Annotated in this window: 25 protein-coding genes; 24 read left to right on the top strand and 1 reads right to left on the bottom strand. The window is 49.1% G+C overall.

Annotated elements, in window-relative coordinates; translation table 11 throughout:
• Window positions 1-207: 207 nt before the first annotated feature.
• Window positions 208-759 carry an NADPH-dependent FMN reductase gene (gene ssuE / locus HI950_RS33775; RefSeq protein WP_169091147.1) on the bottom strand — a complete coding sequence of 184 codons (552 nt, stop codon included), beginning with the start codon at window positions 757-759 and terminating at the stop codon, window positions 208-210.
• Window positions 760-949: 190 nt separating this feature from the next.
• On the opposite strand from ssuE, the gene HI950_RS33770 reads away from it, so the two are divergent.
• The 24 genes from HI950_RS33770 to whiA all read left to right on the top strand — a co-directional run bounded on the left by HI950_RS33770 (window position 950) and on the right by whiA (window position 25,565).
• Entirely contained in the window at window positions 950-1,897 is a 948-nt protein-coding gene (locus tag HI950_RS33770) for a glycosyltransferase family 4 protein (RefSeq protein WP_169091145.1), read from the top strand.
• Window positions 1,898-2,068: 171 nt separating this feature from the next.
• Window positions 2,069-3,211 carry a PucR family transcriptional regulator gene (locus tag HI950_RS33765; RefSeq protein WP_169091143.1) on the top strand — a complete coding sequence of 381 codons (1,143 nt, stop codon included), beginning with the start codon at window positions 2,069-2,071 and terminating at the stop codon, window positions 3,209-3,211.
• An 89-nt stretch (window positions 3,212-3,300) separates the two neighbouring features.
• Entirely contained in the window at window positions 3,301-4,422 is a 1,122-nt protein-coding gene (locus HI950_RS33760) for an ABC transporter ATP-binding protein (protein WP_169091141.1), read from the top strand.
• A 145-nt stretch (window positions 4,423-4,567) separates the two neighbouring features.
• Window positions 4,568-5,158, top strand: coding sequence for an RNA polymerase sigma factor (locus HI950_RS33755; RefSeq protein WP_169091139.1), 591 nt, complete (start codon window positions 4,568-4,570; stop codon window positions 5,156-5,158).
• Window positions 5,103-6,467 (top strand): DUF4179 domain-containing protein, encoded by a 1,365-nt coding sequence (locus HI950_RS33750; protein ID WP_169091137.1) that lies wholly within the window; start codon window positions 5,103-5,105, stop codon window positions 6,465-6,467. The genes HI950_RS33755 and HI950_RS33750 overlap by 56 nt, the downstream gene beginning before the upstream one ends.
• A 121-nt stretch (window positions 6,468-6,588) precedes the next feature.
• Window positions 6,589-7,527 (top strand): HPr(Ser) kinase/phosphatase, encoded by a 939-nt coding sequence (hprK, locus tag HI950_RS33745; protein WP_169091135.1) that lies wholly within the window; start codon window positions 6,589-6,591, stop codon window positions 7,525-7,527.
• Window positions 7,528-7,548: 21 nt separating this feature from the next.
• Window positions 7,549-8,550, top strand: a complete 1,002-nt coding sequence (gene lgt, locus HI950_RS33740) for a prolipoprotein diacylglyceryl transferase (protein WP_169091134.1) — start codon at window positions 7,549-7,551, stop codon at window positions 8,548-8,550.
• Between the two features lie 17 nt (window positions 8,551-8,567).
• Entirely contained in the window at window positions 8,568-9,239 is a 672-nt protein-coding gene (ppaX, locus tag HI950_RS33735) for a pyrophosphatase PpaX (RefSeq protein WP_169091132.1), read from the top strand.
• Window positions 9,226-9,762: an acyltransferase gene (locus HI950_RS33730; protein WP_169091130.1), complete on the top strand. Its 537-nt coding sequence runs from the start codon at window positions 9,226-9,228 to the stop codon at window positions 9,760-9,762. The genes ppaX and HI950_RS33730 overlap by 14 nt, the downstream gene beginning before the upstream one ends.
• A gap of 191 nt (window positions 9,763-9,953) precedes the next feature.
• Entirely contained in the window at window positions 9,954-11,186 is a 1,233-nt protein-coding gene (locus HI950_RS33725) for an ATP phosphoribosyltransferase regulatory subunit (protein ID WP_169091128.1), read from the top strand.
• Window positions 11,183-11,827 (top strand): ATP phosphoribosyltransferase, encoded by a 645-nt coding sequence (gene hisG / locus HI950_RS33720; RefSeq protein ID WP_169091126.1) that lies wholly within the window; start codon window positions 11,183-11,185, stop codon window positions 11,825-11,827. The genes HI950_RS33725 and hisG overlap by 4 nt, the downstream gene beginning before the upstream one ends.
• Window positions 11,828-12,118: 291 nt before the next feature.
• A complete protein-coding gene (gene hisD, locus HI950_RS33715; RefSeq protein ID WP_169091124.1) occupies window positions 12,119-13,405 on the top strand; it encodes a histidinol dehydrogenase in 1,287 nt (428 codons plus the stop codon).
• A 439-nt stretch (window positions 13,406-13,844) separates the two neighbouring features.
• Window positions 13,845-14,444 carry an imidazoleglycerol-phosphate dehydratase HisB gene (gene hisB, locus HI950_RS33710; RefSeq protein WP_411268189.1) on the top strand — a complete coding sequence of 200 codons (600 nt, stop codon included), beginning with the start codon at window positions 13,845-13,847 and terminating at the stop codon, window positions 14,442-14,444.
• 1 nt (window position 14,445) lies between these two features.
• Window positions 14,446-15,060, top strand: coding sequence for an imidazole glycerol phosphate synthase subunit HisH (hisH, locus tag HI950_RS33705; protein ID WP_169091120.1), 615 nt, complete (start codon window positions 14,446-14,448; stop codon window positions 15,058-15,060).
• An 83-nt stretch (window positions 15,061-15,143) separates the two neighbouring features.
• Window positions 15,144-15,902 carry an imidazole glycerol phosphate synthase subunit HisF gene (gene hisF, locus HI950_RS33700; RefSeq protein WP_169091118.1) on the top strand — a complete coding sequence of 253 codons (759 nt, stop codon included), beginning with the start codon at window positions 15,144-15,146 and terminating at the stop codon, window positions 15,900-15,902.
• On the top strand, window positions 15,899-16,591 hold the full coding sequence (gene hisIE, locus HI950_RS33695) for a bifunctional phosphoribosyl-AMP cyclohydrolase/phosphoribosyl-ATP diphosphatase HisIE (protein ID WP_169091116.1): 693 nt from the start codon (window positions 15,899-15,901) through the stop codon (window positions 16,589-16,591). The genes hisF and hisIE overlap by 4 nt, the downstream gene beginning before the upstream one ends.
• 126 nt (window positions 16,592-16,717) lie before the next feature.
• A complete protein-coding gene (gene hisJ, locus HI950_RS33690; protein WP_169091114.1) occupies window positions 16,718-17,524 on the top strand; it encodes a histidinol-phosphatase HisJ in 807 nt (268 codons plus the stop codon).
• A gap of 115 nt (window positions 17,525-17,639) precedes the next feature.
• Window positions 17,640-18,590 carry a ribose-phosphate diphosphokinase gene (locus HI950_RS33685; protein ID WP_169091112.1) on the top strand — a complete coding sequence of 317 codons (951 nt, stop codon included), beginning with the start codon at window positions 17,640-17,642 and terminating at the stop codon, window positions 18,588-18,590.
• A 163-nt stretch (window positions 18,591-18,753) separates the two neighbouring features.
• Complete coding sequence (locus tag HI950_RS33680) at window positions 18,754-20,505, top strand: tetratricopeptide repeat protein (RefSeq protein WP_169091110.1); 1,752 nt, start codon at window positions 18,754-18,756, stop codon at window positions 20,503-20,505.
• Window positions 20,506-20,525: 20 nt separating this feature from the next.
• Complete coding sequence (gene trxB, locus HI950_RS33675; protein ID WP_169091108.1) at window positions 20,526-21,473, top strand: thioredoxin-disulfide reductase; 948 nt, start codon at window positions 20,526-20,528, stop codon at window positions 21,471-21,473.
• Window positions 21,474-21,658: 185 nt separating this feature from the next.
• Window positions 21,659-22,609: an ROK family glucokinase gene (locus tag HI950_RS33670; protein WP_169091106.1), complete on the top strand. Its 951-nt coding sequence runs from the start codon at window positions 21,659-21,661 to the stop codon at window positions 22,607-22,609.
• A 133-nt stretch (window positions 22,610-22,742) separates the two neighbouring features.
• A complete protein-coding gene (rapZ, locus tag HI950_RS33665) occupies window positions 22,743-23,630 on the top strand; it encodes an RNase adapter RapZ (RefSeq protein WP_169091104.1) in 888 nt (295 codons plus the stop codon).
• A gap of 12 nt (window positions 23,631-23,642) precedes the next feature.
• A complete protein-coding gene (locus HI950_RS33660; RefSeq protein ID WP_169091102.1) occupies window positions 23,643-24,629 on the top strand; it encodes a gluconeogenesis factor YvcK family protein in 987 nt (328 codons plus the stop codon).
• Between the two features lie 6 nt (window positions 24,630-24,635).
• Window positions 24,636-25,565, top strand: a complete 930-nt coding sequence (whiA, locus tag HI950_RS33655; RefSeq protein WP_169091100.1) for a DNA-binding protein WhiA — start codon at window positions 24,636-24,638, stop codon at window positions 25,563-25,565.
• The last annotated feature ends 102 nt before the right edge of the window (window positions 25,566-25,667 follow it).

The following is a 25,667-nucleotide window of genomic DNA, read 5'->3' as shown; positions in this document are numbered from 1 at the left end:
ATTAGCTCAGTTGGTAGAGCACCTGACTTTTAATCAGGGTGTCGTAGGTTCGAATCCTACATGACTCACCATTTTTTCTAACATTTAACTCGTAACCGGGGATCTTAGGATCTTCGGTTTTTTTGATTTTTCTATACTAATAGGAAGGGTGTACGCTTGAAAGCAATCCGTTGCTTCCAGCGTACACCTTTATTTGTTTAATAATCGTTATTTGCTTCGAAGAGAAAGCTCGCGAACCAACTCATTTACCGTTTCCGTTAAACGCAGAGTCAGCTCTTCATTTAACTCAAATACAGGAGCTTCATTAGGTTCTTGGGTACGGTTAATTTGCGAGTCAATTGCGTAAACGCCGCTAACGTATAACTTAGCGCCCATCGAGGCTAATACCGGCTTAAGGGAGTAGTCAATGGAGAGAAGATGAGCAATGGTTCCGCCAATAAATAAAGGAGCAATAATTTTCCCGTCAAGACCCTTTTGTGGAAGCAGATCCAGGTATGTTTTCAATACGCCCGTATAGGAAGCCTTATAGACAGGGCTTGCGATGATGACTGCATCAGCCTCCTCGACTAATTTATTAGCCTCAATTATAGCTGGGCTGCCAAAACGCGCATGAATAAGATCTTCGGCCGGCAATGACACGACCGTAATAAGATTGACCGAAAGCTTATTCTCGATTAATTGCTGTTCAACGTACTGCGTGATCCCATTCAAGCGTGACGAAGCATTCGGACTACCGGAAATAATAACGATATTAGGCATGTGCAGCACTCCTCTTTCGCAATCAAATAGTGGCAGATTAATATATCATTAATCCGATAAGTGTACTTTGAATAAATCGTACCATGAATGATCCATTACGGTCAAACAGGTATGAATTGTTTCTTGTATTTTATCGATATAAGGGAACAATGTATACATACGGTAATAAATAAAAAAAGGGGTAGTTGCAATGATATACGGTTTAGCGGCATTGATTAGCTTTGCGATTGTATTTGCAAGCGTACCACCGCTTCGGAAGCTTGCACTGCGCCATGGTTTTGTGGATCAACCCACTCAAAGGAAGATACATAATAAGCCGATTCCTCTGATGGGAGGAGCGGCTATTTTTGCCAGCTGCATCATTGCGATGTTTACTTTTATTGGCTTTACACCGCTCACTTGGACGATCGTTACAGGGGGTACAGTACTTGTTATCGTTGGGCTTCTTGATGATGGCGCAAAGGCGAAGGGGCGGGACTTTCCCGTATGGCCGCGAGTGATACTCTATATGGGGGCAGCCTCAATCCCGACCTTATTCCATATCGAGATTGCGGGTATCGCTAATCCGTTTACAGATCTGTTTATTTCGTTTCCTGATTGGTTCTCATGGCTGACAACGACGCTGTGGGTTTTTGGCTTGATCAATATGATCAATTTTATAGACGGTGTTGATGGACTCGCGTCCGGTGTCTGCACGTTGTCTGCACTTACGCTATTAACCGTGGCTCTCATAACAGGGCAGCCAAACACAGCTATTCTAGCGGTTATTGTTGCAGGTGCATGCTTCGGGTTTTTAGTGCACAATTTTTATCCCGCACGTATCTTTATGGGCGATGCCGGGGCGACTTTTCTGGGCTATACGTTAGCAGTCATTGCAGTTGATGGAACGTTTAAGAGAGCGACGTTTATCACGCTGCTAGTTCCGATGCTGGCGCTTGGATTGCCCATATTCGATACCACTTATGTGATGCTGCGCAGGCTCATAAGCGGCAAGGGTTTGCACCGGGCAGACAAGCTGCACACGCATCATATTTTAATGAAATGGGGGCTAAGTCAGGTACAAACGGTATCATTTCTTTACTTGATTGCGACGCTGTTTGCGCTGCTGTCAATCATTCTTTTACTCGCATTAGGCTGAATTAGGCTGGCTCTTATGGTACAATGACGAAAAAAAGCGTTATTCTACATAGAAGTAGGAATAAGCTTTTTAAACATTATCCCTGCTTTTATGGAGCTGCTAAACGTAATTGCGTGTCCTGTAAGAGGATGCACTCAGCCGCTAACGCTTGTGGAGATTGGAGATAGAGAAATGAGCACGACAGATTGGTTAAAGCCTCTGCAGCACATTTTGAATTGTCCGGTACATGCTGTTTCGAAATCGATAGCAGAGTGGAGCGATTTAGTAAGCAATGCTTCCGTGGTATGGCTAGGCGATGAAGCGCTTTCTTCATCCAATGAAGGACAGCGCGTTGAAAGCAATGGGAAAACATGGATCGTCATCTCTTCTACTGAATATGAGATTGAACTATTAGAAATCGAGAGCCAGTCGCTGCAAGCAACCGAAAAAGAATTGATCAGCTGGACGCTCCAGCTTAATAGCGGAGCTTTGGCCGAGAAAAAGACAGCGTCGCTTTCTGAAACAGAGAGACAAGCACTTAAGCTAGGCGATTGGATACAGAAGCAGCTGGAGTCGAATGAGCCTGCCTTTTCATTACCGGATCATTTGACCGTTGGCAGCCGTTTGTTCAATGAAATGATTCCATTCTTGCTCGTCACTGAACAGTCAGGCACGAAGCAAGCCACGTATACCGAGCTGGAGAAGCTGCTTCGTTCATTTATGTCTGACGATGTACTTCTTATTCCGCTTAAAGGCCAGGAGTGGCTCATATGGGGTTCGATGTCGTTATTGAAGGACGAGGATTCGGATGCTTTCGACGAGCAGGAGGAAGAGACGCTGGAGGACAGCTTAGCTTCGATTGGGCTCGGGCTCCACGAAATGCTTGCCAGTGAGTGGATCGGGGAATGCCATCTGGCTGTCGCTCATCCCACATCACCGGCTAAGGGGATGGTCGAGACGACCATGCTGCTAAGGGAAACGGTTAATCTCGGCCGCAAGTTTCATGTCGGAACGAGTATTCATTTGCCATGGATGCTTCAGCTGGAGCGTCTACTAAACGCAATACCCGAGGTGCAGCGTTCTAAATATTTGGAGCAATCGTTAAAAAGAGCCGATTTGTTCGTAGAGTCGGAAATGCTGAGTACGCTAGACACTTTTTTTATGCTGGATTGTAATGTAAGTGAAACAGCAAAGAAATTATACATTCATCGCAATACGCTATTATATCGTTTGGACAAGCTTAAACAGGAGACTGGGCTGGATGTTCGCCAATTCCGGGATGCCGTATTAGTCAAAATTATATTGCTATTGTACAAAGTTACGAAAAGAAATTAGTTTTTTTGTAAAGTATGTGCATAGTCACAGCTTCCCTAGTGGGATAAGATATAGGCATATCGAAATTTCTTTTTAGGGGGAAAATTATCATGGCAGGCGTACGTTTAGAAGGCATTTACAAAAAATACCCGGGTACTGACAAAGCATCGGTTACTGACGTTAACTTAGATATTAAAGACAAAGAGTTTCTCGTATTGGTCGGACCATCTGGTTGCGGTAAATCGACAACTCTTCGTATGATTGCAGGCCTTGAAGAAATTTCCGAAGGCAAATTGTTCATCGGCGACCGCCTTGTGAACGACGTAGCTCCTAAAGACCGCGACATCGCGATGGTATTCCAATCCTACGCGTTGTACCCGCACATGAACGTTTACCAAAACATGGCTTTCGGCCTTAAACTTCGTAAATTCAAAAAAGCAGACATCGACAAACGTGTTCGTGAAGCTGCTAAAATTCTAGATATCGAGCATTTGCTTGACCGTAAACCAAAAGCACTTTCCGGTGGTCAACGTCAACGTGTCGCTCTAGGACGCGCAATCGTTCGTGAGCCGCAAGTATTCTTGATGGATGAGCCGCTTTCCAACTTGGACGCGAAACTTCGTGGACAAATGCGCGCGGAAATCAGCAAGCTTACTAAACGTCTTGAAACAACTACAATCTACGTAACGCATGACCAAATCGAAGCAATGACAATGGGTGACCGTATCGTTGTTATGAAAGACGGTTTCATTCAGCAAACAGCTTCTCCTGAAGAGCTGTACAACCACCCTGTTAATATCTTCGTAGCTGGCTTTATCGGCGCTCCTTCGATGAACTTTATCAGCGGTTCCCTTGCAGAGCAAGGCGGCGCGCTTCGCTTCAAAGCTAGCGGCGTTGATGTTGTTGTTCCAGAAGGCAAAGCAGCAGTGCTTCGCACGAAAGGTTATATCGGCAAAGAAGTGATTCTAGGCATTCGTCCAGAGGATCTTCACGAAGAGCCAGTATTCTTGGAAGCTTCCCCACAAACAATCGTGAACGCGAATGTTGAGGTTGCTGAGAACCTTGGTCACGAAATGTATCTATACCTGAACGGTATCGGCACTGACACAGTTATCGCTCGTGTTGATGGCCGCTCCGGTCTACGTGATGGCACAAGCGTTAAGCTTGCGCTTGACATGAACAAAGTACATTTGTTCGATAAAGCAACTGAACTTAACATTTTCGAAGCTTAATAAATAGAATGAAAGAGGAACGATCGGATTATCCGATCGTTCCTTTTTTTTGTGTATTAACGAAAACCGTTTGTACGCCACGTCCGTCTAATAGAGAAAGGAAAGCTGAAGAAGAAAGTGCAGGCTCGTCACAGGGGGTAGGAGTATGAATAAAGAGGAGCTGGCTAAGGCGGCCATTAAAGGCGATGAGGAAGCTTTTTTGCAGCGCGTTGAGCTGGATAAGCACCAAATGTATGGCATTGCCTATTCCTATATGCGGAATGAAACGGATGCGCTGGAAGCGCTCCAAGAGACGGTATGTCGGATGTGGACGAAACGGCGAGATGTAAGAGAACCGCGATTTTTTACGACATGGTCAATTCGAACTTTAATACGTGTATGTATGGATGCTCGGAAGAAACAGACGCGGGAGCGTCCGACTGAGGCTATAGCACAGCAGTATGGCAACGGAATGAAAGCAGACGATGTGGATGCGGCGGCACGGCTGGATATGGCTGCACGGGTGAAGCTGCTTCCAGCTAACTATCGGATGGTCATCACATTAAAGTATTATCGGGACATGACGATTACGGAAATAGCTGAGCTGCTGGAGAAGCCGGATGGGACGATCCGAACTTGGCTGAACAAAGGCTTAAAATGCTTAAGGGCAGATATGACAGAAATGAAGGAGGAGATATGGGATGAACGCGGAAAAGGAACCGGACTACGAGATAGCCAGTCAAAGGCTGCGGAGTGACAAGGAACATGTAGAGATGGAGCTTGAGAAGCTACCTGATCAGCTGCTTGATGATGCGATTCGAAGAGGGCTTGAGCAGGGGCGAAAACGAGTGGTACGCGGAAAAAGGAAGAGAATGAGTCTGACTATGATCGTTTCCGCATTAAGTATATTTTTGCTGCTCACCGCGTTCGTGCGCGTATCTCCTGCTTTTGCAGGTATGTTGAAGGATATACCGGGGTTTACCGGATATGTCGATTTCATTCAAGGCGACAAGTCGTTGCTGTCGGCTGTTGAAAATAAGTTTTTTCAGCCCGTAAATCTCTCTGACGAGAAAAATGGCTACAAATTCACGGTAGAAGATATTTTGGCTGACGACCAACGATTAGTCATTTTGTATACGGCTGAAGGGCCTGGCATAAACAACAATACAGGTTTTCTAGATTTCGAATTAAAAACGAGCGATTGCGCCGATTTGATGGCTTCTATAGGTTCATCGCATTTTCCAAGTGATGATGCCGAGGGCGATAGCGTACCAGTACATGATTATTTGGATGTTTTATTGGGAGATAATGTTCCAATGCCTGAGAGCCTGCAATTCAGCTTATTGTTGGGTGATCAGTGGCTGAGGGTTGAGTTTCCGATTGAGCATGAACGGTTCGCAGGGATGCGGGAGGACATCTCTATCGAGCAGCCATTTGAGGTTGGCGGACAACGATTCACAGTGAAGGATGCGATCATAACACCTCTTCAAATTTCACTATCCTTCGAGGCTGATCCGAACAATAATTTGCGCGCCAATGACTTTATCAATGTAGCTCTAGTTGATGAGAAAGGCAGACGCTATGAAACGGATTCGGGTTATGGCGAACTCAACTCCTCATTAACGCGTCATTTCAAGAGCAGCTATTTCGAGCGGCCGAAAAAGCTGACTTTAGTGGCTGAAGGAGTGTTCTTATCGGAACATAATTTAAGCTTAACGATTGATACGGATAAGATGGAGACGATATCGTCGCCTGATAACAGGCTACAGTTAGTCAGCAAGGAGGAAAAAGCGGAAGGCTATGAAATCAAGCTTGATTTGCTGGGACTAAATGAGATCGACAAGAAGGCTAGCTATAATCTATTTGCGCATGAGGGCATTTTTAAGGATGCTTCTGGTGCCACGTATCCGATCTCGGATAGCCGGGGAGTGGAATGGAACTCTGATGAGGATAAAGTCACCCACGTCTTTCGGATTCCGAAAGCGGACTTCAAGCAGCCGCTAACTTTTGACATCGAGCAGTTTATCGGCTATGTATTGAAGCCAATAAGCATACCCATTAAGTAATCGTAAGGCGCTGAGCAGCGGAGGAAACGTTGCGTTCAGCGTCTTTTTCCTTTACGATGAAGACATTGGAAAATAACATACATACACACACAAACAGTTGTCATATGAGGGAGGCCCTACGATGCCGAAAAAAGTGAAAGTATCTGAGCTCGTCAAACAATTTCAGCTCGAAATTATAGCTGGCGAGGACGGAATGAAGCGTGCCATCACGGTAGATGATTTGTATCGGCCAGGCCTTGAAATGGCCGGTTATTTCCATTACCATCCAAGCGAGCGGGTGCAGCTGCTTGGCCGAACGGAAATATCGTTCTTGAATATGCTAGACAGCGAGGAACGCAAGGATCGAATGGTGCGTCTATGCAACGAGGACACGCCATGCATTATTTTGACCCGGGGACTTGAAGCGCCTCAGGAGCTCATCGAGCAATCGGGCCAGATGCAAATCCCGCTGCTGCGAAGCAACGTGGCAACGACCATTTTATCCAGCAGAATTACTGACTTCCTGGAGAGAAAGCTGGCGCCAACGGCGACGATTCATGGCGTTCTCGTTGATGTTTACGGCGTAGGCATGCTCATTACTGGCGGCAGCGGCATAGGCAAGAGCGAAACGGCGCTAGAGCTTGTCAAACGCGGACACCGGCTTGTGGCCGATGATGCGGTCGAGATCATGCAAACCTCAGACGCACAGCTGCACGGCAGCGCGCCGGAGCTCATTCGTCACCTGCTTGAAATTAGAGGTCTCGGGATCATTAACGTGATGACGCTGTTCGGTGCGGGCGCGGTACGTACGCAGAAGCGGATTGGACTAGTTATCAAGCTGGAAAATTGGCAGCAGGACAAGCAGTATGACCGCCTCGGTCTGGATGAAGAAACAACGCGCATTATCGACACGGATATTCCGCTCGTTACCGTGCCTGTACGTCCAGGTCGTAACTTAGCAGTCATTATCGAGGTTGCGGCGATGAACTTCCGTTTGAAGCGGATGGGCTACAATGCGGCGCTGCAATTTACGAATAAGCTGACGGAAACGATTGCCGATGATATGGACGAATACGATTGAACCTAAAGGGGATATAAAAGAATGAAGACATTGATACTAAATCCAATTGCCTTCACGTTAGGATCGATTGAAGTGCATTGGTATGGCATTATTTTGGGAACGGCTGCGTTAGTGGGGCTGCTGTTTGCTGTGCAGGAAGGAAAGCGATTCGGCATTAAGCCGGATTTATTTATGGACTTGCTGCTGTTAGGCGTTCCTTCTGCCATCATTGGTGCGCGAATTTATTATGTTGCCTTCAAATGGGAAGATTATAAAGGTAACTTTATTGACGTGTTCAAAATATGGAATGGCGGCATCGCGATTTATGGCGCGATTATTGGAGCCTTTATTTGCGGATTCTTCTACTTCCGCTACAAAGGCTATAACTTCTGGCGTCTGGTGGACATTTGTGTACCCGGACTGCTTGCGGGCCAAATGATCGGACGCTGGGGCAATTTTATGAACCAGGAAGCTTACGGCGGAGAGGTTAGCGAGTCATTCCTGCGCGATACGCTGCATTTGCCATCTTTTATCGTTGATCAAATGCTCGTGCAAGGCGTATACCGCCATCCTGCATTTTTGTATGAATCGATATGGAGCTTAGTCGGGATTATCATATTGCTCGTGCTGCGCCGCCAAAAGTTTTTACGTGCGGGTGAGCTGATGGCCAGCTACTTTATCTGGTATTCCATTGGCCGTTTCTTCATTGAAGCGCTGCGTACGGACAGCTTGGCATTTATGGGACCATCTTGGCTTGCTTCATTCATCAATGGGCTATGGACGCCAATGGAAGTTCTGTTTAAGCAAGGTTATTTAGATCCTGCATACGGCAATATTAGAATCTCGCAAGTACTGGCTTTGCTGTTCATTCTTGGAGCTATCGTGCTCATTATTGTACGCCGTAAGACAGGCCTTGCATCAGCACGTTACCTTGATCCAATTGTAACAACGAAGCCGGAGAGAAACGGCGGCTCAGATGCAGCAGCTAAATTGGAAGATGCGGCTACGATCAAAGAGGAAGAAGCCGGCAAACGACAAGAGTAATTCAAGGAGGTTTTACGATGACGGGCAAAATCAAAACGATGCTGTTCGACTTGGACGGCACGATTATCGACACCAATGAGCTCATCATTCGCTCGTTCATAGAATCTTTGCAGGGCGTGACGCCGGAGGGCTTCGGCAGGGAGCATATCATCCCAAGCATGGGCCAGCCTCTTACGGACCAAATGAAGCTATTCTCAGGGCTAGAGGATGTCACGCATCTTGTTGCGGCGTATCGCGAAGTTAATTTGCGCTTGCATGACGAGTATGTAAAAGCATTCGATTACGTCAACGAGGTTATCGAAAGGCTTCATGAGCATGGCATTCAAATCGGCGTCGTTACGACCAAAATGCGTCTGACAACAGAACGTGGTTTGAAATACACGGGATTGTTTGATTACGTGGATGCAATCGTCACAATTGACGATGTCGTCAATCCTAAACCTCATGCCGAGCCTGTGAGCAAAGCAATTGGGCTGCTTGGAGCAGATCCGGCAACGACAATCATGGTGGGCGACAGCACGGTGGATATCGAATCGGCGATTGCGGCCGGTGCCATTGCGGTAGGCGTAGCTTGGTCGCTTAAAGGCGAGTTGAAGCTCAAGGATGCTGGAGCGCATCATGTCATTCAAGATATGCGCGATCTTTATTCATTTGTAGGATTGGAGCGGGAGACGCTTGCGCAAAGTTGATCGATATCCAGTGGAAGGACCAAATGCGCTGTGGCAGGTATATTCGACGGTAAGCCGATGGAAGTCGGTCCGGAATTTTATTTTTATCCAGCTGGCGCGTTACTGTCCGGTTCTTCCGCTCAAAAATTGGATTTACCGCCGAGTGCTCGGAATGAAGGTCGGAGAGCATACCGCTTTTGCGTTAATGGTGATGGTCGACGTCTTCTTTCCCGAACGAATTACGGTCGGCAATAATACGATTATTGGATATAATACAACAATTCTAACCCATGAATATTTGATCAAGGAATATCGGCTCGGCAACGTGGACATTGGCTCTCATGTCATGATCGGCGCAAACACGACGATATTGCCCGGCGTTAATATTGGTGATCATGCGGTAATAGCCGCTGGCTCAATCGTTCATAAGGATGTGCCTGCTTATACATTTGTAGGAGGCAATCCGATACGGGAGATCAAGCGGAGCGAAACAGCTGCGAAGGGCGAGATGGATGAGAGCGTAAGGAACTTTTTAAACGAATAGCTGTTAAAAAAGCCTCGTCCAAACGCGTTCGTTTCGCAGCTGGGCGGGGTTTCTTTTTGGCGCGCAAAGGGCCGTGTTCAGCTTGACGAATTTAAGCTTTTCATGCTAATATTACGATTAAACTCTTTAATTTGTTAGCATGGTAACATGGTATCGCTTTAAACCACTAAAGTAAATGAAGGTGATCATATATGTCAAAACCAAAAGTTTTTGAGAAGCCGACAGGCGTAAAAGATTATTTGCCAGGCGCGGTAGCGAAGCTGCGACACATAGAACGTCAGGTGCTGGCTTGCATGCAGGGCTGGGGCTACGAGCAAATTATTACACCAACGATGGAATACTACGATACGGTGGGCGTTGCAAGCTCCACGTCGGATCAGAAGCTGTTCAAGCTGCTCAACAATCGGGGGACGACGCTGGTGCTGCGCTCCGATATGACGGCGCCAATCGCTCGCGTTGTATCATCGTTATTGAAGCAAGCTGACTTCCCGCAGCGCTTATCTTACCATTCGAACGTGTTCCGCGCTATTGAGGAAGAAGCAGGCCGCGAGGCGGAGTTTTTCCAAACGGGAGTCGAGCTCGTCGGCGACTCTTCGGCTGAAGCGGATGCGGAGGTCGTTGCGCTTGCAATCGCATCATTAAAAGCAGCAGGCGTCGAGCGCTTCAAAATAGCGATTGGGCATGTAGGCTTTCTGAACGGCTTAATGGAAGAAGCTCTTCCAGGCCAGGTGGAAGCGCAAGAGCAGCTTAAGAGCTGCCTGCTCGGACGTGATTTTGTCGGCTACCGCCAGCAGCTGCGCGAGCTGTCTATCGATGAATCGGTGCAGCAGGAGCTTGAAGGGATTTTGCGTTTGCGCGGCGGTCAAGAGATCTGCGATCAGGCATTGCAGCTAAGTGTGGATGATAACGCACGCTCATCGATTCGCCATCTATGCGAAATTTGGGATGTACTGAAGGCATATGGCGTATGCGAGCATGTGCTCATTGACCTGACGATGATTGGAGACTTCTCTTACTATACAGGCATGACCTTCGAAGGGTACGCGGCTGATCTTGGATTCCCGGTTGTGAGCGGCGGTCGTTATGACAACCTGCTGGCTCAGTTCGGCAGACCGGCGCCTGCAACGGGATTTGCACTGAAGACGACGCGTATTTTGGAGCTGCTTGGCGATCAAGCGGAGATTGAAACGGAGCGTACGCTAGTTGTCTATGATGCTGCGGGACGCGGAGGAGCGCTTGTCAAAGCGCAGGAGCTGCGCGCACAGGGGGTTAGCGTTGTTACGGAGCGGTTCGATGAGAAGACCGGCGCTCTTATAGAAGGATTGAAATCGAAGGAGCAGAGCTCATTCGCGCATAAAGGCGTGAATTATACGGCTTTGCTGACGTTTAGCGGAAACGGAATTAAAGGAGGCAGCGCCACATGAGCGGAGAGACAAAGGACATATTGAAAGTGGCGATGCCGAAGGGTCGCATTTATAAGGTGGCATCGAAGCTGTTCCGCGAGGCGGGATTGCCGATTCCGAGTGATTTTGATGATACGCGCAAGCTGATCATTGAGCTGCCCGAGGTAGGCATGGAGTTTATTATGGCGAAGCCGGTCGACGTGCCGACCTATGTAGAATACGGCGTGGCGGATATCGGCATCGTCGGCAAAGACGTGCTCATGGAGGAAAATAAGGATGTCTATGAGCTGCTTGATCTTGGCATAGCCAAATGCCGCATGTCGGTTATCGGCATGCCGGATTGGAAGCCGACTATTAATCCTCGCGTCGCGACCAAGTACCCGAATGTAGCTTCCGCTTATTTCCGCGAGCTAGGTCAACAGGTTGAGGTGATTAAGCTGAATGGCTCGATCGAGCTTGCGCCGATGATCGGACTGGCGGATCGTATCGTCGATATGGTGGAAACGGGCCAAACGCTGCGCGAGAACGGGCTTGTGGAGATGGAGTCAATCTTCGGCATTACGAGCCGCTTGATTGCCAATCGGGTAAGCTACCGGATGAAGAACGAGGCGATTCAGAGTTTGTGTGACCGACTACAAGTTACGTTGGCTGGGCGGGTTTAAGGGGCGAAGTTCAAATCGAGCTTAGTTCGAGTGATTGGACGATCAAATGTAGAGTCTTTGAGCTTAGAGTGATTGATGAGAATGATCGAATGGGTAGTCGAGATAGAGCGAGTGATAAGATAATCGAACGTGGAGTCGAGCTTAGAGCGAGTGTTTGAGACGATCCAATTCATAGTTGAGCTTAGAGCAAGTGATCGAAACATTCAAGGATAGAGCTTGACTGGGATGATACTGGGATACTGGTAAGATCACATAGATGAGTAAGGCGAGTATTTGGAAGGAGCGGATGATATGCGCATTATGCGAGCGGAGCAGTTTGGATTAAAGCGCGAGGTGGAGTATGGAACGCCGGAGCAAAATGAAGCGGCCTTAAGGATCGTCGCAGACGTAAAGGCCGAGGGGGACGCGGCGCTGCTGAGGTACACGGAGCAGCATGACCGCGTTAAGCTGGACGCAGCGTCGCTGCGCGTGACGCAGGAGGAAATTCAGGCGGCGTATGCGCTTGTCGACGCCGACTTCCTCACGGCGATTCGCGAAGCGGCCGTGAATGTTCGGAAATTCCACGAGAAGCAAATGCGGACCTCGTGGATGGACCTGCAGCAGGACGGAACGCTGCTCGGGCAAATTATGCGGCCGCTGAAGCGGGTCGGCGTATACGTGCCCGGGGGCAAGGCGGCTTATCCGTCGTCCGTGCTGATGAATGTCATTCCGGCACAGGTAGCCGGCGTGCCGGAGATCGTCATGGTGACGCCGCCTGCAACTGGCGGCACTGCTGGAATCGACCCGTATATTCTCGTTGCCGCTGCGGAAGCGGGCGTCAAGGAGATGTACCGGGTCGGCGGAGCTCAGGCCATTGCCGCGCTTGCGTACGGCACGGCCAGCATTGCTCCGGTCGACAAAATTTGCGGACCGGGCAACATTTACGTGGCGCTGGCGAAGCGCGCCGTATTCGGTGCCGTCGATATCGACAGTATCGCCGGGCCAAGTGAAATCGTCGTGCTTGCTGACGATTCAGCTGATCCCGCGTACGTAGCCGCGGATCTATTGTCGCAGGCAGAGCACGATGAAATGGCGTCGGCGATATTGGTTACGCCGTCGCAGCAGCTTGCGGAGGCGGTTGCAGCGGAGGTGGAGCGCCAGCTGTCCACGCTGCCGCGACAAGACATCGCCCGCAGCTCCATTGACAGCTACGGGGCAGTGCTGCTCGTCGATTCGCTTGAAGCGGGAATCGACGTCGTTAATCAGCTAGCACCTGAGCACCTTGAGGTGCTGACGGTGGATCCGATGCGTCTGCTCGGCTACATTCAGAACGCCGGCGCTATTTTCCTCGGGCCTTACAGCTCGGAGCCTGTAGGTGATTATTTTGCAGGACCGAATCACATCATCCCGACAAATGGCACAGCACGCTTCTCTTCGCCGGTCAATGTCGACGATTTTCTAAAGAAATCGAGCCTGATCTATTACAGCAAGGAAGCTCTGCTTGCTAATGGCGACAAAATCATGACGCTTGCTCGCCACGAGGGACTTGAAGGCCACGCTCGCGCGATTGAAATTCGTCTGCAGAAGGAACGGGAATAAAACTCTTTTGCTGAGCGATGTTTGGGACTGTTATATACATTTATGTAACATAGTGGTGCAGTGCTAATGTGAAAGTAATCACTTTATGGTCTATATGCCAGCCATGTACGGACACTTTCTCACTATGATATTCAACGGAAGCTTCTGAGCAGGCTACGTTGCAGAAAGTACAACAGAAACCTGACATGAAGCCTCATTTGGGAAGCTACGTTGCAGATAGGCAGCAGAAGTCACCGGTAGTGCAGGATTTAGACTGAAATGGGGCATTCTGTTGCACAAACTGCATTCGGAAACGCAGCTAAACATGAGCTTACGTTGCACAAACAGCAATGTAGCATAAGGAGCTCCAACCGAGCTTCAACTAATCAGATAATTATTTTGCAGAACAGCAACACAGCAAATAAAACTAACACATCAAAGAAAGAAAGAAGGAATGAAAGTGTCGGAAAATCGGGTACGCGAGGCATCGGTGGCACGCAAGACGAACGAGACGGATATTAAGCTTACATTTGCAGTCGACGGAACAGGCGAGACAAAAATTGATACGGATGTGCCTTTCCTTAACCATATGCTTGATTTGTTTACGAAGCATGGCCAGTTCAATCTTGAAGTGGAAGCGCGCGGCGACATCGACATCGACGATCACCACACGGTCGAGGACATCGGCATTTGCATCGGCCAAACGCTTCGCGAAGCACTTGGCGACAAACGCGGCATTAAGCGTTACGCCAGCGTATTTGTTCCGATGGATGAGGCGCTTGCTCAGGTCATTATCGACGTCAGCAACCGTCCGCATTTTGAATACCGTGCAGAGTACCCTTCGGCTCAGGTAGGCAGCTTCTCGACGGAGCTTGTTCATGAGTTTCTGTGGAAGCTGGCGCTTGAATCGCGCATTACGCTTCACGTCATCGTGCACTATGGCCAAAACACGCATCACATGATTGAAGCGGTGTTCAAGGCGCTTGGACGCGCGCTTGACGAAGCAACGAGCATTGATCCTCGCGTACAAGGAGTGCCTTCTACGAAAGGAGTGCTGTAGTATGATCGCGATCATCGATTACGGCATGGGCAATCTGCATAGCGTAAGCAAGGCGGTTGAACGTCTTGGCTATGAGGCTGTTATTACGGACAATCCGGAAACGATCGCTGCAGCAGGCGGTGCTATCCTTCCGGGCGTCGGTGCCTTTGGGGATGCGATGCAAAACCTGCGTGACACGAAGCTTGATGAGGTAGCCAAAGCGTATGCAGCCTCCGGCAAGCCGATGCTGGGCATTTGCCTTGGCATGCAGCTGCTTTTTAGCGAAAGTGAAGAGTACGGCAGGAACGAGGGCTTGAACTTGCTTCCGGGCAAGGTGCACCGATTCTCCGGCGACTATAAAATTCCGCATATGGGTTGGAACAAGCTTTCGTTCCTGCAGGAGCAGTCGCCGCTATTTAGCGGTTTGACTGAGGGGCATGTCTATTTCGTTCATTCGTTCCACGCGAAGCCAGAGCTTGCTTCTGACCTGCTTGCGACGACGGACTATTACCAGCAGGTGACAGCTATTGTCGGTCGCGGCAATGTATACGGCATGCAGTTCCATCCAGAGAAGAGCGGTGAGCTCGGCATGCAGCTGCTGGGCAATTTTCTTGCGCTTACAAGAACCCAAGGCTAAAGCGCTTATAGCTGTATCAACCTATTCAATAATGGCAGACATATAGATCAGGCCCGTTTAACGGGCATAAAGGAGAGGGCAACATGCTGGCGAAACGTATCATTCCGTGTCTTGACGTGAAGGATGGCCGCGTTGTGAAGGGCGTTAACTTCGTGAACCTTCGCGATGCGGGCGATCCCGTCGAGCTGGCGGCTACCTATGACCAAGAGGGTGCCGATGAGCTCGTATTTTTGGACATTTCGGCTTCCGTCGAGGGACGCGCAACGATGATTGAGGTCGTTAAGCGGACGGCTGGAGAAATTACGATACCCTTTACGGTGGGCGGCGGCATTTCCCATGTCGATGACATGAAGCGGCTGCTTCGCGCTGGCGCGGACAAGATCGCCATCAACACAGCGGCTGTATTGAACCCAACCCTCGTCAAAGAAGGCTCACGCAAATTTGGCTCGCAATGCATCGTCGTAGCAATTGACGCCAAGTTCAATGCGGAGTGGGGCGAGTGGGAGGTATACACGCACGGCGGACGCAAAACAACAGGAATCAAGGTGCTGGAATGGGCGCGTGAAGTAGAGCGTCTAGGCGCGGGCGAGATTTTGCTGACGAGCATGGATGCGGACGGAACGAAGGATGGCTTTGATATCAAGCTGACGCAGGCGGTATCGGATTCGCTAGGCATACCGGTTATCGCTTCTGGCGGAGCGGGAAGAGTCGAGCACTTTAACGATGTGTTCCAGCAGGCTCACGCAGATGCAGCGCTGGCGGCTACGATTTTTCACTATAAAGAAATGACGATCCGTGAAGTGAAGGATGATTTGCGGTTGAAGGGAGTAGAGGTACGATGACGGAAAACAACCAGAGCGAGCTTAGCTCAAAAATCAAATGGGACGACGCAGGGCTGGTGCCTGCGATTGTGCAGGACGCGCAGAGTAAAGAAGTGCTGATGATGGCTTATATGAACAAGGAGTCGCTGCAGCTTTCTGTGGAATCCGGCGTAACCTGGTTTTGGAGCCGTTCGCGCAATGAGCTTTGGAACAAAGGAGCCACTAGCGGCCATACGCAGCGCATCGTCTCGATGGCCTACGACTGTGACGGCGACACGCTGCTTGTTAAGGTAGAGCAGAAGGGACCGGCTTGCCATACAGGACGTTATAGCTGCTTCTTCAATTCGGTTGAGGTAAGCGGTAATACAGAAGCATCCTCAGAGGCTGCGGGGGCATCTAGCGACCGCTTCGGTATGCTGGGCCAGCTAGAGAGCGTCATTGCCGAGCGGTACGCAGAGCGCCCTGAGGGCTCTTACACGACATACCTGTTCGACAAAGGGGTAGACAAAATTTTGAAGAAGGTCGGCGAAGAGGCGTCGGAGGTCATTATCGCAGCGAAAAATCAAGATAACGACGAGCTTCGCAGCGAGGTTGGCGATCTGATTTTCCACCTGATGGTACTGCTTCGCGAGCGCGGACTGCCTTTTGATGATGTCATTAGCGAAATTAGCAGCCGTCACGGCAAGCCAACGACTAACAAAATGAGATAATTATATTCCTCTTTAAATAGTTCTCTTTAAGTATTTGTCTTTAAATATTTGTCTTTAAATATTTATCCATAATACTTGTCTACAAAAATTTGCCTATAAATCAATAAAGAAAGGCCGGTATGCACAATGTTTATCGACTATCATACCCACCATGCCCGCTGCGGCCATGCCGTCGGCGAGCTAGAGGAATACGTTAAGAAGGGGATAGAGATCGGACTCGTGCAGCTTGGCCTCTCCGATCATATGCCGCTGCTGCATGTTGATCCAGCAACTTACTATCCCGAAATGGCGATGCCGATGGATGAGCTTCCGCGTTATGTGGAAGAATGCCTTAATCTCAAAGAAAAGTATAAAGGCCAAATCGACATCCGAGTTGGTCTTGAAGGCGATTATATCGAGGGCTGCGAGGAGCAGATCGGATCGATCGTGAATGCTTACCCTTGGGATTATGTGATCGGCTCCGTTCATTTTCTAGGCGAATGGGATATTACCGATTTCCGCCAAACAGGCGGCTGGGAAGGCCGTGATCGCATGGCGGTGTATGAGCAGTACTACGATGCGGTTGGCAAAGCGGCTGCGAGCGGCTTCTATGATTACATCGGGCATATTGACGTGATCAAGCGTTTTGGCTATCAGCCAGAGGGCGACGTCATTCATTTGGAAAATGCTGCACTTGAGGCGGTTAAGCGGAACGGGCTTGCGATCGAGCTTAATGCATCCGGACTCCGGACGCCTGCAGCAGAGATGTTTCCGAGCCGCAGAATGCTTGAATATGCACGGGAATTGGGCATTCCGCTGACGGTAGGATCGGACGCTCATCAGCCTGAGAGGCTGGGCCAATACCTGGATCAAGCGTACGCTGTGCTCAAAGAAGTCGGATATACGCAGCTAGCGACATTTAATTGTCGAAAATTAGTGATGATTGATTTTTGAAATATCGTAAATTCCATGTATAATATAGATGATCAAACAAGCTTTGTCGAATGATCCGACAAGGACGAGTACTTGTTCCGTAAAATTAATTGGTTTTAACGCTCAGGAGGGTATCATGTTAAGCGACAAGGTGCGTATTTTTTCGGGTTCGTCTAATCCGGTATTGGCTCAGAAAATTAGTGCGGAGCTTGGTCTGACGCTAGGCGCGATCAAGATGTCCCGTTTCAAAAGCGGTGAGATTTACGTGCATTACGAAGAAACGATTCGGAATTGCGACGTTTTCCTCGTGCAATCATTCTCGCATCCGATCAACGAGCATTTTGTCGAATTGCTTGTTATGATTGATGCGGCGAAGCGTGCTTCCGCAAGAACGGTCAACATCATCATGCCGTATTACGGCTATGCGCGTCAGGAGCGCAAAGCAGCACCTCGGGAGCCGATTTCAGCGAAAATGCTGGCGGATGTGCTCACGACAGTTGGAGCGAACCGCGTTATCACAATCGACCTACATGCTCCAGCTATTCAAGGCTTTTTCAACATTCCAGTCGATCATATGACTGCGCTAGATCTTATCAGCGATTATTTGAAGTCCAAAAACATCAAGAACCCGGTTGTTGTATCGCCGGATGCAGGCCGCGCATCAACTGCAGAGAAACTAGCGAACTACTTGGATACATCGTTTGCGATCATGATCAAGAAGCGTCCAGCGCACAATCAATCGGTTATTACACACGTAATCGGGGATGTCGAAGGCCAGACTCCGATTATTATCGAGGATCTGATCGACACGGGATCTACGATTGTCAACGTTGTTGAAAGCCTGAAGGAGCGCGGTGCAGAGGATGTATACGTATGCGCTACGCACCCGTTATTCTCCGGCTCGGCCATTGAGCGTTTGGATCATCCCCATATTAAAGAGGTCATTGTTACCGACTCGATCAGCTTGCCTGAATCGACGCCGGAACGATTCAAAGTGCTTTCCGTTGCGCCGCTTCTTGCTGAAGCAACACGCATTATTTTGGAAGGCGGCTCCATCAGTACCTTGTTCAAAAGCAACGGCGTTTAAGTATTCAGCTTGATTGCTCCACATGCGAAATGAATAGTTATGCCGCGAAAATCGCGGGTGGCGCTTCTGCCATCCGCGATTTTCCCACATTTCTTTCGTGTTCTGATGGGTATGGCTATGGTATAATCGTAGAAAATCGGAAGTAACGGGAGGTGCCTTGCCAGTGAAAGAGAAGAAACGAGTTGCCGTAGATCAACAGACGAAAGTCATACCGGTTCAATGGGACGCTACGTTTTTTTTCGAACGTGCGGTTCGGTCACTAGATCGATTCCATTATGACAAGGCACTTAAATATTTTCGTCGCGCCGTAGAATACGAGCCGGAAAACCCGGTAAACCATTGCAATATGGCCGGCATTCTTTCTGAGCTTGGCAATTATGAAGAGTCGAATCGTATTTTAGGCTGGATTGTGGATGAACTCGATCCAACCATGACGGAGTGCCATTTCTATATGGCGAACAATTTTGCCAATATGGAGCAATATGAAGCGGCCGAGGGCTCGCTTATCAAATATTTGGAAGAGGATTCCGAAGGGCAATTTCTTGATGAAGCGGAAGATATGATGGATCTGCTGCATTTTGAGCTGGAGCGCCCTACGCGCCTGACGAACATTAAATCGCGTGAAGGCATGGTTGAGCATGACCTAGCCCGGACGCTACTCGAGGAAGGCAAATTCACCGAGGCCGTTCGCATTTTGGAAAAAATAATCGAAGGCCAGCCGGAATTTCTCGCTGCGCGCAACAATTTGGCGTTAGCCTATTACTACATGGGCATGTTCGATAAAGCCATGGATACGATTCATGAGGTGCTGGAGATCGAATCCGGCAATCTGCATGCGCTTTGCAACCTTGCTATTTTCTATCAGCATAAGAATGATGAGCAAAGCTTGCAGCCGCTTGTTGAGCTGCTTACGAAGACGGTGCCGTTTCATCAGGAGCATGTGTTTAAACTGGCAACCACTATGGGCATCTTAGGAGAGCATGGAGCTGCTCATAAGCACTTCACCAGGCTGCTGAAAGACTCGGAGCAGACTTCGGATCCTAGCCTGTACCATTATGCGGCTGTCGCCGCCTGCAATATTGGGCGTTTGCAGGAAGCCGAGCGGCTGTGGAAGCAAACGATCAAGCTCGATCCGACATCGGGCATTCCTCATTATTATATGGAGCAGCTGGAGCTTGTCCGCAGTGGAGAGCAAACGGCGTCCATCAGCTATCACTACCATCTGCCCTTTGAGGAGCAGTTCAAGCTATGGGAGAAGTCCTCGGACGGCATTCCCGATCATCTCAAGCGCGATCCGCTGGTACGCTCATCGTTTTTCTGGGCATTGCGCCACGGTGACCAGCATACGAAGCTGCAGGTCATTCAAGCACTCGGCATGATTGCCGACAGCGAAGTGAAGGATGTGCTTCAGACGTTCCTGCTGGAGCGGGATGAGGATGATTATTTAAAGCGCATAGCTATTTTCGTCCTTCGCACGATGGGTGTTCAAGAGCCCTTGCGTGTAGTGCTCGAAGGGAAAGAAACGGTCATCGAGCCGAATCGCGTACCTTCAAGACTGCCTGTATGGGAAGATAAATGGCAAGCTGTAGTCGAGACAGCTCTTGGCCGAATGAGCAAGCAATATGATTTGGTTCAGCAGCATGATCTGATGACTTTGTGGGTGGAGTTCTTGTCGCGGGTGTACCCTGACGTTCCGAAGCTGACTAAGCCGGAGGGCTGGGCCGCGGCTTTAGAATATTTGACGGCAAAGATGCACCGCAGAGCCATTTCTTATCACGAGGTTTCGGTGCGCTATGGCACGTCGATTGCTACGGTCAGCAAGAACGTCAAGATGATTGACGAGGTTTGCGGCATCAAAGAGAAGATGAAATCAATCAGCTCTGTATTCGCTACTCAGGAATTGCAGGACGAATAAACTTTTACGAGGTGAAGGTTATGTACAAATCCATTATTATCGGTACCGGCCCTGCCGGTCTTACAGCGGCTATTTACTTGGCTCGCGCCAACATGAGCCCGCTTATTATCGAAGGTCCTGAGCCAGGCGGACAGCTGACGACAACGACAGAAGTCGAGAACTTTCCTGGTTTTCCTGAAGGCATTATGGGTCCAGAGCTTATGGAGAACATGCGTAAGCAAGCGGAGCGCTTTGGCGCTAAATTTATTACCGGCTGGGTGAACAGCGTGGATATGTCCGAACGTCCTTTCAAGCTTCAAGTGGAAGGCCACGGCGAACTGGTTGGGGAGAGCATTATCATCTCTACGGGGGCATCGGCTAGATATCTTGGCATCCCAGGCGAGAAAGAAAATGTAGGACGCGGCGTCAGCACATGCGCGACTTGTGATGGATTCTTCTTCCGCGGCAAAAAGATCATCGTTGTTGGCGGCGGAGACTCTGCGATGGAGGAAGCGAGCTTCCTTACACGCTTTGCCTCGAACGTTGAACTCGTTAATCGCCGGGATGAGCTTCGCGCATCCAAGATCATGCAGGATCGCGCTCGCGATAACGAGAAAATCAGCTGGAGCCTGAACCGCACGCCGGTCGAGGTTGTAGCAAGCGGCATGGGCGTTACTGGACTTAAGGTTCGTGACAATGCGACAGGAGAAGAGGACGTTATTGAAACGGACGGTATCTTTATCGCAATCGGTCACACGCCGAATACGAAGTTCCTTGCCGGACAAATCGATACTGACGATCACGGTTACATTGTGGTGAAACCGGGCACTTCCGAAACGAACGTACCAGGCGTATTCGCATGCGGCGACGTGCAAGACAGCAAATACCGTCAAGCGATCACAGCAGCGGGAAGCGGCTGTATGGCTGCTCTGGATTGCGAAAGATTCCTTGAAGGCGCAATTACTCATGATTGGAGCAAATCGCTTTAATTATTAGCGGACCTGCTTCATAGGATAAAGAAGGGGCTATACCAGCAGAGCGATACGCTTGACGGTATAGCCTTTTCAATAGCCGAGAGCGCTTGATTTACAAGCATTACGCTATCTTGACCAGAGGATGAAGGTCGCTTATAGTGTTACAGAGAAGATTAACATATTGATGAGGTGGACTAGTGATGTCTGAAAAGATTTACGTTGGAGTCGATGTCGGCGGAACTGCTATTAAAGTGGGCATTTGCAATGCGGATGGACAATTGCTTCATACGTATGAAGGGCCGACGGAGGCGAGTAAAGGAACGGACACTATCCTTCAAAATATTGCAAAATACGTGCGGCAAATCGTAGCCGAATCAGACTATGATTGGGAGCGGGTTGACGGGGTAGGCGTCGGTATTGCAGGCTTCCTGGACATTCCAAACGGAATTGTGAAATTTGCGCCAAACTTGAAAATTGAAAATGTCAATTTGAAGGCTTACTTGGAGCAAGAGCTGGACAAAACGGTTAAAGTTAATAATGATGCAAATGTTGCCGCATTAGGCGAAGCTTGGGGCGGAGCGGGTAAAGGCATTGGGCACTGCGTATGCTACACGCTCGGAACAGGCGTAGGCGGCGGTATTATTATAGAAGGTAAAATCGTTGAGGGTTACATGGGCATGGCAGGCGAGCTTGGCCATATGGCAATCGTGCCTGATCTAGAAGCGATTCAATGCGGCTGCGGGAAGATGGGCTGCTTGGAAACCGTTTCCTCGGCAACGGGCATTATCCGCATGGCGAAGGATGCTGTGGAACGCGGCGACCGTACATCGCTCTCGCAGGTAGAGGATATTATGGCGAAGGACGTTCTTGATGCAGCGAAAGCTGGAGATGAAGTAGCGACACGTATCGTTAATCGCGCAGCTTATTATTTGGGTAAATCGATGGCGATGATCGCGATCGTGCTTAACCCGCAATATTTCATTATTGGCGGCGGCGTATCGAAAGCAGGAGATTTCCTGTTCGATCAAATTCGCGAAGTATTTGAAAAGCACACGCAGGATCAAGCTAAAGAGAACGTAAAAATCGTTGCCGCAACGCTTGGCAACAATGCTGGTGTTGTTGGCGCGGCAGGTCTTATTCTAAGAGGTTAGTTGTATCTTTAAGAAGTGACTTTGCATTCGCAAACCTTAGGCATATCCTTACGAAGTGACTTTGCGTTCGCAAAGTCTAAGCATATCCTTACGAAGTAGGTTTGCATTCGCAAACCTTTTGGGAGGTTTATTCATGGAAACGACAGCAGCAGTAGCAAAGCTTGTCATTATAACCGGGATGTCTGGCGCGGGCAAGACCATTGCTGTCCAAAGCCTGGAGGATCTCGGTTTCTTCTGCGTAGATAATTTGCCACCTGTTCTTATACCTAAATTCGCAGAGCTGATAGAGCAGTCGAACGGTAAAATCGGAAACGTAGCGCTCGTAATTGACTTGCGCGGACGAGAATTTTTTACGGCGCTGTCCGAATCGCTAGCTTACATCAAAGAGCATTATACGCTTAGCTGCGAAATATTATTTTTGGATGCAACCGATGCAGTGCTTGTTCAGCGCTACAAAGAGAGCCGTCGCCGCCATCCGCTGGCTCCTGACGGCATGCCGCTTGAAGGCATTCGCAATGAACGCCGCCTGCTTGAGGATTTGAAGGGCTGGGCATCACAGGTTATCGATACGAGTATTTTGAAGCCAGCTCACTTGAAGGAACGGATTATTTCTCACTTCACGAATTTGGAGCAAAACAGCCTGTCGATAAACGTAACCTCCTTCGGCTTCAAATACGGCATTCCGATTGATGCTGACCTCATCTACGACGTCCGCTTTTTGCCTAATCCGCATTATGTCGAGCATCTGCGCCCGAATACCGGCCAAAACCCCGATGTTTACGATTACGTCATGAAATGGCCCGAAACTCAGCAGTTTCTTACAAAACTGCTAGACATGCTGCAGTTCCTTATTCCGCTGTATCGCAAAGAAGGGAAAAGTCAGGTTGTTATCGGCATTGGCTGTACGGGTGGCAAGCATCGTTCCGTTGCTATTGCTGAATATCTGGGACGCATGCTCGGCAGCAGTGATACGGAACGTGTGCGTGTCAGCCATCGCGATGCCGAACGTGACAAGCATTGACGGGGTGAGAGGATGCAGAGTAGACACAAAATTTTGAGACGTCCGAAGATCGTCGTTATTGGCGGCGGTACCGGACTCTCTGTCATGCTGCGAGGGCTGAAGGAAAAGCCGCTCGATATTACGGCTATCGTGACGGTTGCCGACGATGGAGGCAGCTCAGGCATTTTGCGCAATGAGCTGCAGATTCCTCCTCCTGGCGATATTCGAAACGTGCTTATGGCACTGGCTGATGCAGAACCATTGCTCACCGAGGTGCTGCAGTATCGTTTCAAAACGGTGCCAGGGCTTGCGGGACATAGTCTCGGCAACCTCATGCTTGCAGCGATGACTGATATTTCCGGTGACTTCGTCACCGGCATTCGCGAGCTAAGCCGTGTCCTCGCCGTTCGAGGGAGAGTGCTTCCCGCAGCGGGGCGAGCGATTGTGCTTAAAGCGGAAATGGCCGATGGTTCCTTTGTTACCGGGGAATCGATGATACCGAAGGCGGGCAAGGTAATCAAGCGAGTATTTCTGGAGCCTGCCGACGTGGAGCCGCTGCAAGAAGCAGTGGAGGCCATCGAGCAGGCAGACGCTATTTTGATCGGGCCTGGCAGCCTGTATACGAGTATCATTCCCAATTTGCTCGTTCCTAAGCTTGCGAATGCGATTGTGGAATCAGAGGCCGTTAAGTTATTTGTCTGCAATGTGATGACCCAGCCCGGTGAGACTGACAATTACTCGGTTGGCGATCATTTGGATGCGATCCATGCTCATATCGGCCATCATTTATTTGATTATGTCATTGTGAATGACGGCGAAATTCCGCCGCAAATCGAAAGCAAGTATGCTGAGAAGGGCGCGAAAGCCGTTCATTTGGATCTGGATGCGGTTACGCAAAAGGGTTATGAGGTCATTGCGGATCGACTTGTTTTATTTCGTACTTTTTTAAGGCATGATGCTGAACGTTTAAGCCATCATATATATAAGCTGGTAGAGAATTGGATGTTACGAAAGAGGTGATACACAATGTCGTTTGCGGCACAAACAAAGAAAGAGCTGACATTAATTGAAGCGGACAGCTGTTGTGAGAGAGCGGAGCTATCTGCACTCATACGGATGAATGGTTCGGTTAGCGTATCTAGCCGCAAAGTCGTATTGGACATCTCAACGGAAAATGCCGCTATCGCCAGAAGAATTTATTCCCTGCTCAAAAAGCATTATGAGCTGCATGTTGAGCTGCTAGTCCGCAAGAAGATGAGGCTCAAAAAAAATAATGTCTATATTGTCCGTATACCAGCAGGCGTACAGGAAATATTGAGCGAGCTCAAAATTGTATCCGAAGGCTTTATGTTCAATCTTGGCATCGACAAGGAAATCATTCGCAAGCCATGCTGCAAGCGTTCTTATTTGCGCGGCGCGTTCCTTGCGGGCGGTTCCGTTAACAATCCGGAAGGCTCATCTTATCATCTGGAGATTGCGTCGATGTATCAGGAGCACTGCGAGGCGCTCGTTGACCTCGCGAACAAATTTGATCTAAACGCTAGATGCATTGAACGTAAAAAGGGTTTTATCTTCTACATCAAAGAGGGCGAAAAAATAATCGAGCTCCTCAATATTATTGGCGCGCATCAAGCTTTATTCAAGTTTGAGGATGTCCGAATCATGCGCGATATGCGAAACTCGGTAAACCGAATCGTCAATTGCGAGACCGCCAATCTGAACAAAACGATTGGAGCAGCTGTTCGTCAGATTGAGAACATTAAGCTGCTGCAGCGTGAGGTCGGCTTGGATAGCCTGCCTGATAAATTGAAAGAGGTAGCCGAAATTAGGCTGCAGCATCCGGATATGAATCTGACAGAGGTTGGCGAAATGCTTGGAGGAAAGGTCAGCAAGTCAGGCGTGAACCACCGTTTACGCAAAATTGACGAACTTGCGGAAAAAATCCGTGGGGTCTGAGCTTTTATCCTAGTGCATCAGCTGGTATAATGATATAATAATTTAAAATGACTTAATTTAAAAAAGATAAGAAAGCCAAACTATACTTATCTTTGACCGGAA

This window comes from Paenibacillus sp. PL91 (genome assembly GCF_012935325.2).
GTDB lineage: Bacteria > Bacillota > Bacilli > Paenibacillales > Paenibacillaceae > Pristimantibacillus.
This window is presented reverse-complemented; position numbering and strand designations above follow the sequence as displayed.

Coding starts and splice junctions, on each gene's coding strand:
- hisIE (WP_169091116.1), top strand. CDS start 15,899: ATGACGGAAAACAACCAGAGCGAGCTTAGCTCAAAAATCAAATGGGAC.
- hisG (WP_169091126.1), top strand. CDS start 11,183: ATGAGCGGAGAGACAAAGGACATATTGAAAGTGGCGATGCCGAAGGGT.
- HI950_RS33755 (WP_169091139.1), top strand. CDS start 4,568: ATGAATAAAGAGGAGCTGGCTAAGGCGGCCATTAAAGGCGATGAGGAA.
- HI950_RS33725 (WP_169091128.1), top strand. CDS start 9,954: ATGTCAAAACCAAAAGTTTTTGAGAAGCCGACAGGCGTAAAAGATTAT.
- HI950_RS33765 (WP_169091143.1), top strand. CDS start 2,069: ATGAGCACGACAGATTGGTTAAAGCCTCTGCAGCACATTTTGAATTGT.
- HI950_RS33750 (WP_169091137.1), top strand. CDS start 5,103: ATGAACGCGGAAAAGGAACCGGACTACGAGATAGCCAGTCAAAGGCTG.
- lgt (WP_169091134.1), top strand. CDS start 7,549: ATGAAGACATTGATACTAAATCCAATTGCCTTCACGTTAGGATCGATT.
- trxB (WP_169091108.1), top strand. CDS start 20,526: ATGTACAAATCCATTATTATCGGTACCGGCCCTGCCGGTCTTACAGCG.
- HI950_RS33670 (WP_169091106.1), top strand. CDS start 21,659: ATGTCTGAAAAGATTTACGTTGGAGTCGATGTCGGCGGAACTGCTATT.
- HI950_RS33660 (WP_169091102.1), top strand. CDS start 23,643: ATGCAGAGTAGACACAAAATTTTGAGACGTCCGAAGATCGTCGTTATT.
- hisH (WP_169091120.1), top strand. CDS start 14,446: ATGATCGCGATCATCGATTACGGCATGGGCAATCTGCATAGCGTAAGC.
- ppaX (WP_169091132.1), top strand. CDS start 8,568: ATGACGGGCAAAATCAAAACGATGCTGTTCGACTTGGACGGCACGATT.
- whiA (WP_169091100.1), top strand. CDS start 24,636: ATGTCGTTTGCGGCACAAACAAAGAAAGAGCTGACATTAATTGAAGCG.
- rapZ (WP_169091104.1), top strand. CDS start 22,743: ATGGAAACGACAGCAGCAGTAGCAAAGCTTGTCATTATAACCGGGATG.
- hisF (WP_169091118.1), top strand. CDS start 15,144: ATGCTGGCGAAACGTATCATTCCGTGTCTTGACGTGAAGGATGGCCGC.
- HI950_RS33685 (WP_169091112.1), top strand. CDS start 17,640: ATGTTAAGCGACAAGGTGCGTATTTTTTCGGGTTCGTCTAATCCGGTA.
- HI950_RS33760 (WP_169091141.1), top strand. CDS start 3,301: ATGGCAGGCGTACGTTTAGAAGGCATTTACAAAAAATACCCGGGTACT.
- hisJ (WP_169091114.1), top strand. CDS start 16,718: ATGTTTATCGACTATCATACCCACCATGCCCGCTGCGGCCATGCCGTC.
- ssuE (WP_169091147.1), bottom strand. CDS start 759: ATGCCTAATATCGTTATTATTTCCGGTAGTCCGAATGCTTCGTCACGC.
- hisD (WP_169091124.1), top strand. CDS start 12,119: ATGCGCATTATGCGAGCGGAGCAGTTTGGATTAAAGCGCGAGGTGGAG.
- hprK (WP_169091135.1), top strand. CDS start 6,589: ATGCCGAAAAAAGTGAAAGTATCTGAGCTCGTCAAACAATTTCAGCTC.
- HI950_RS33770 (WP_169091145.1), top strand. CDS start 950: ATGATATACGGTTTAGCGGCATTGATTAGCTTTGCGATTGTATTTGCA.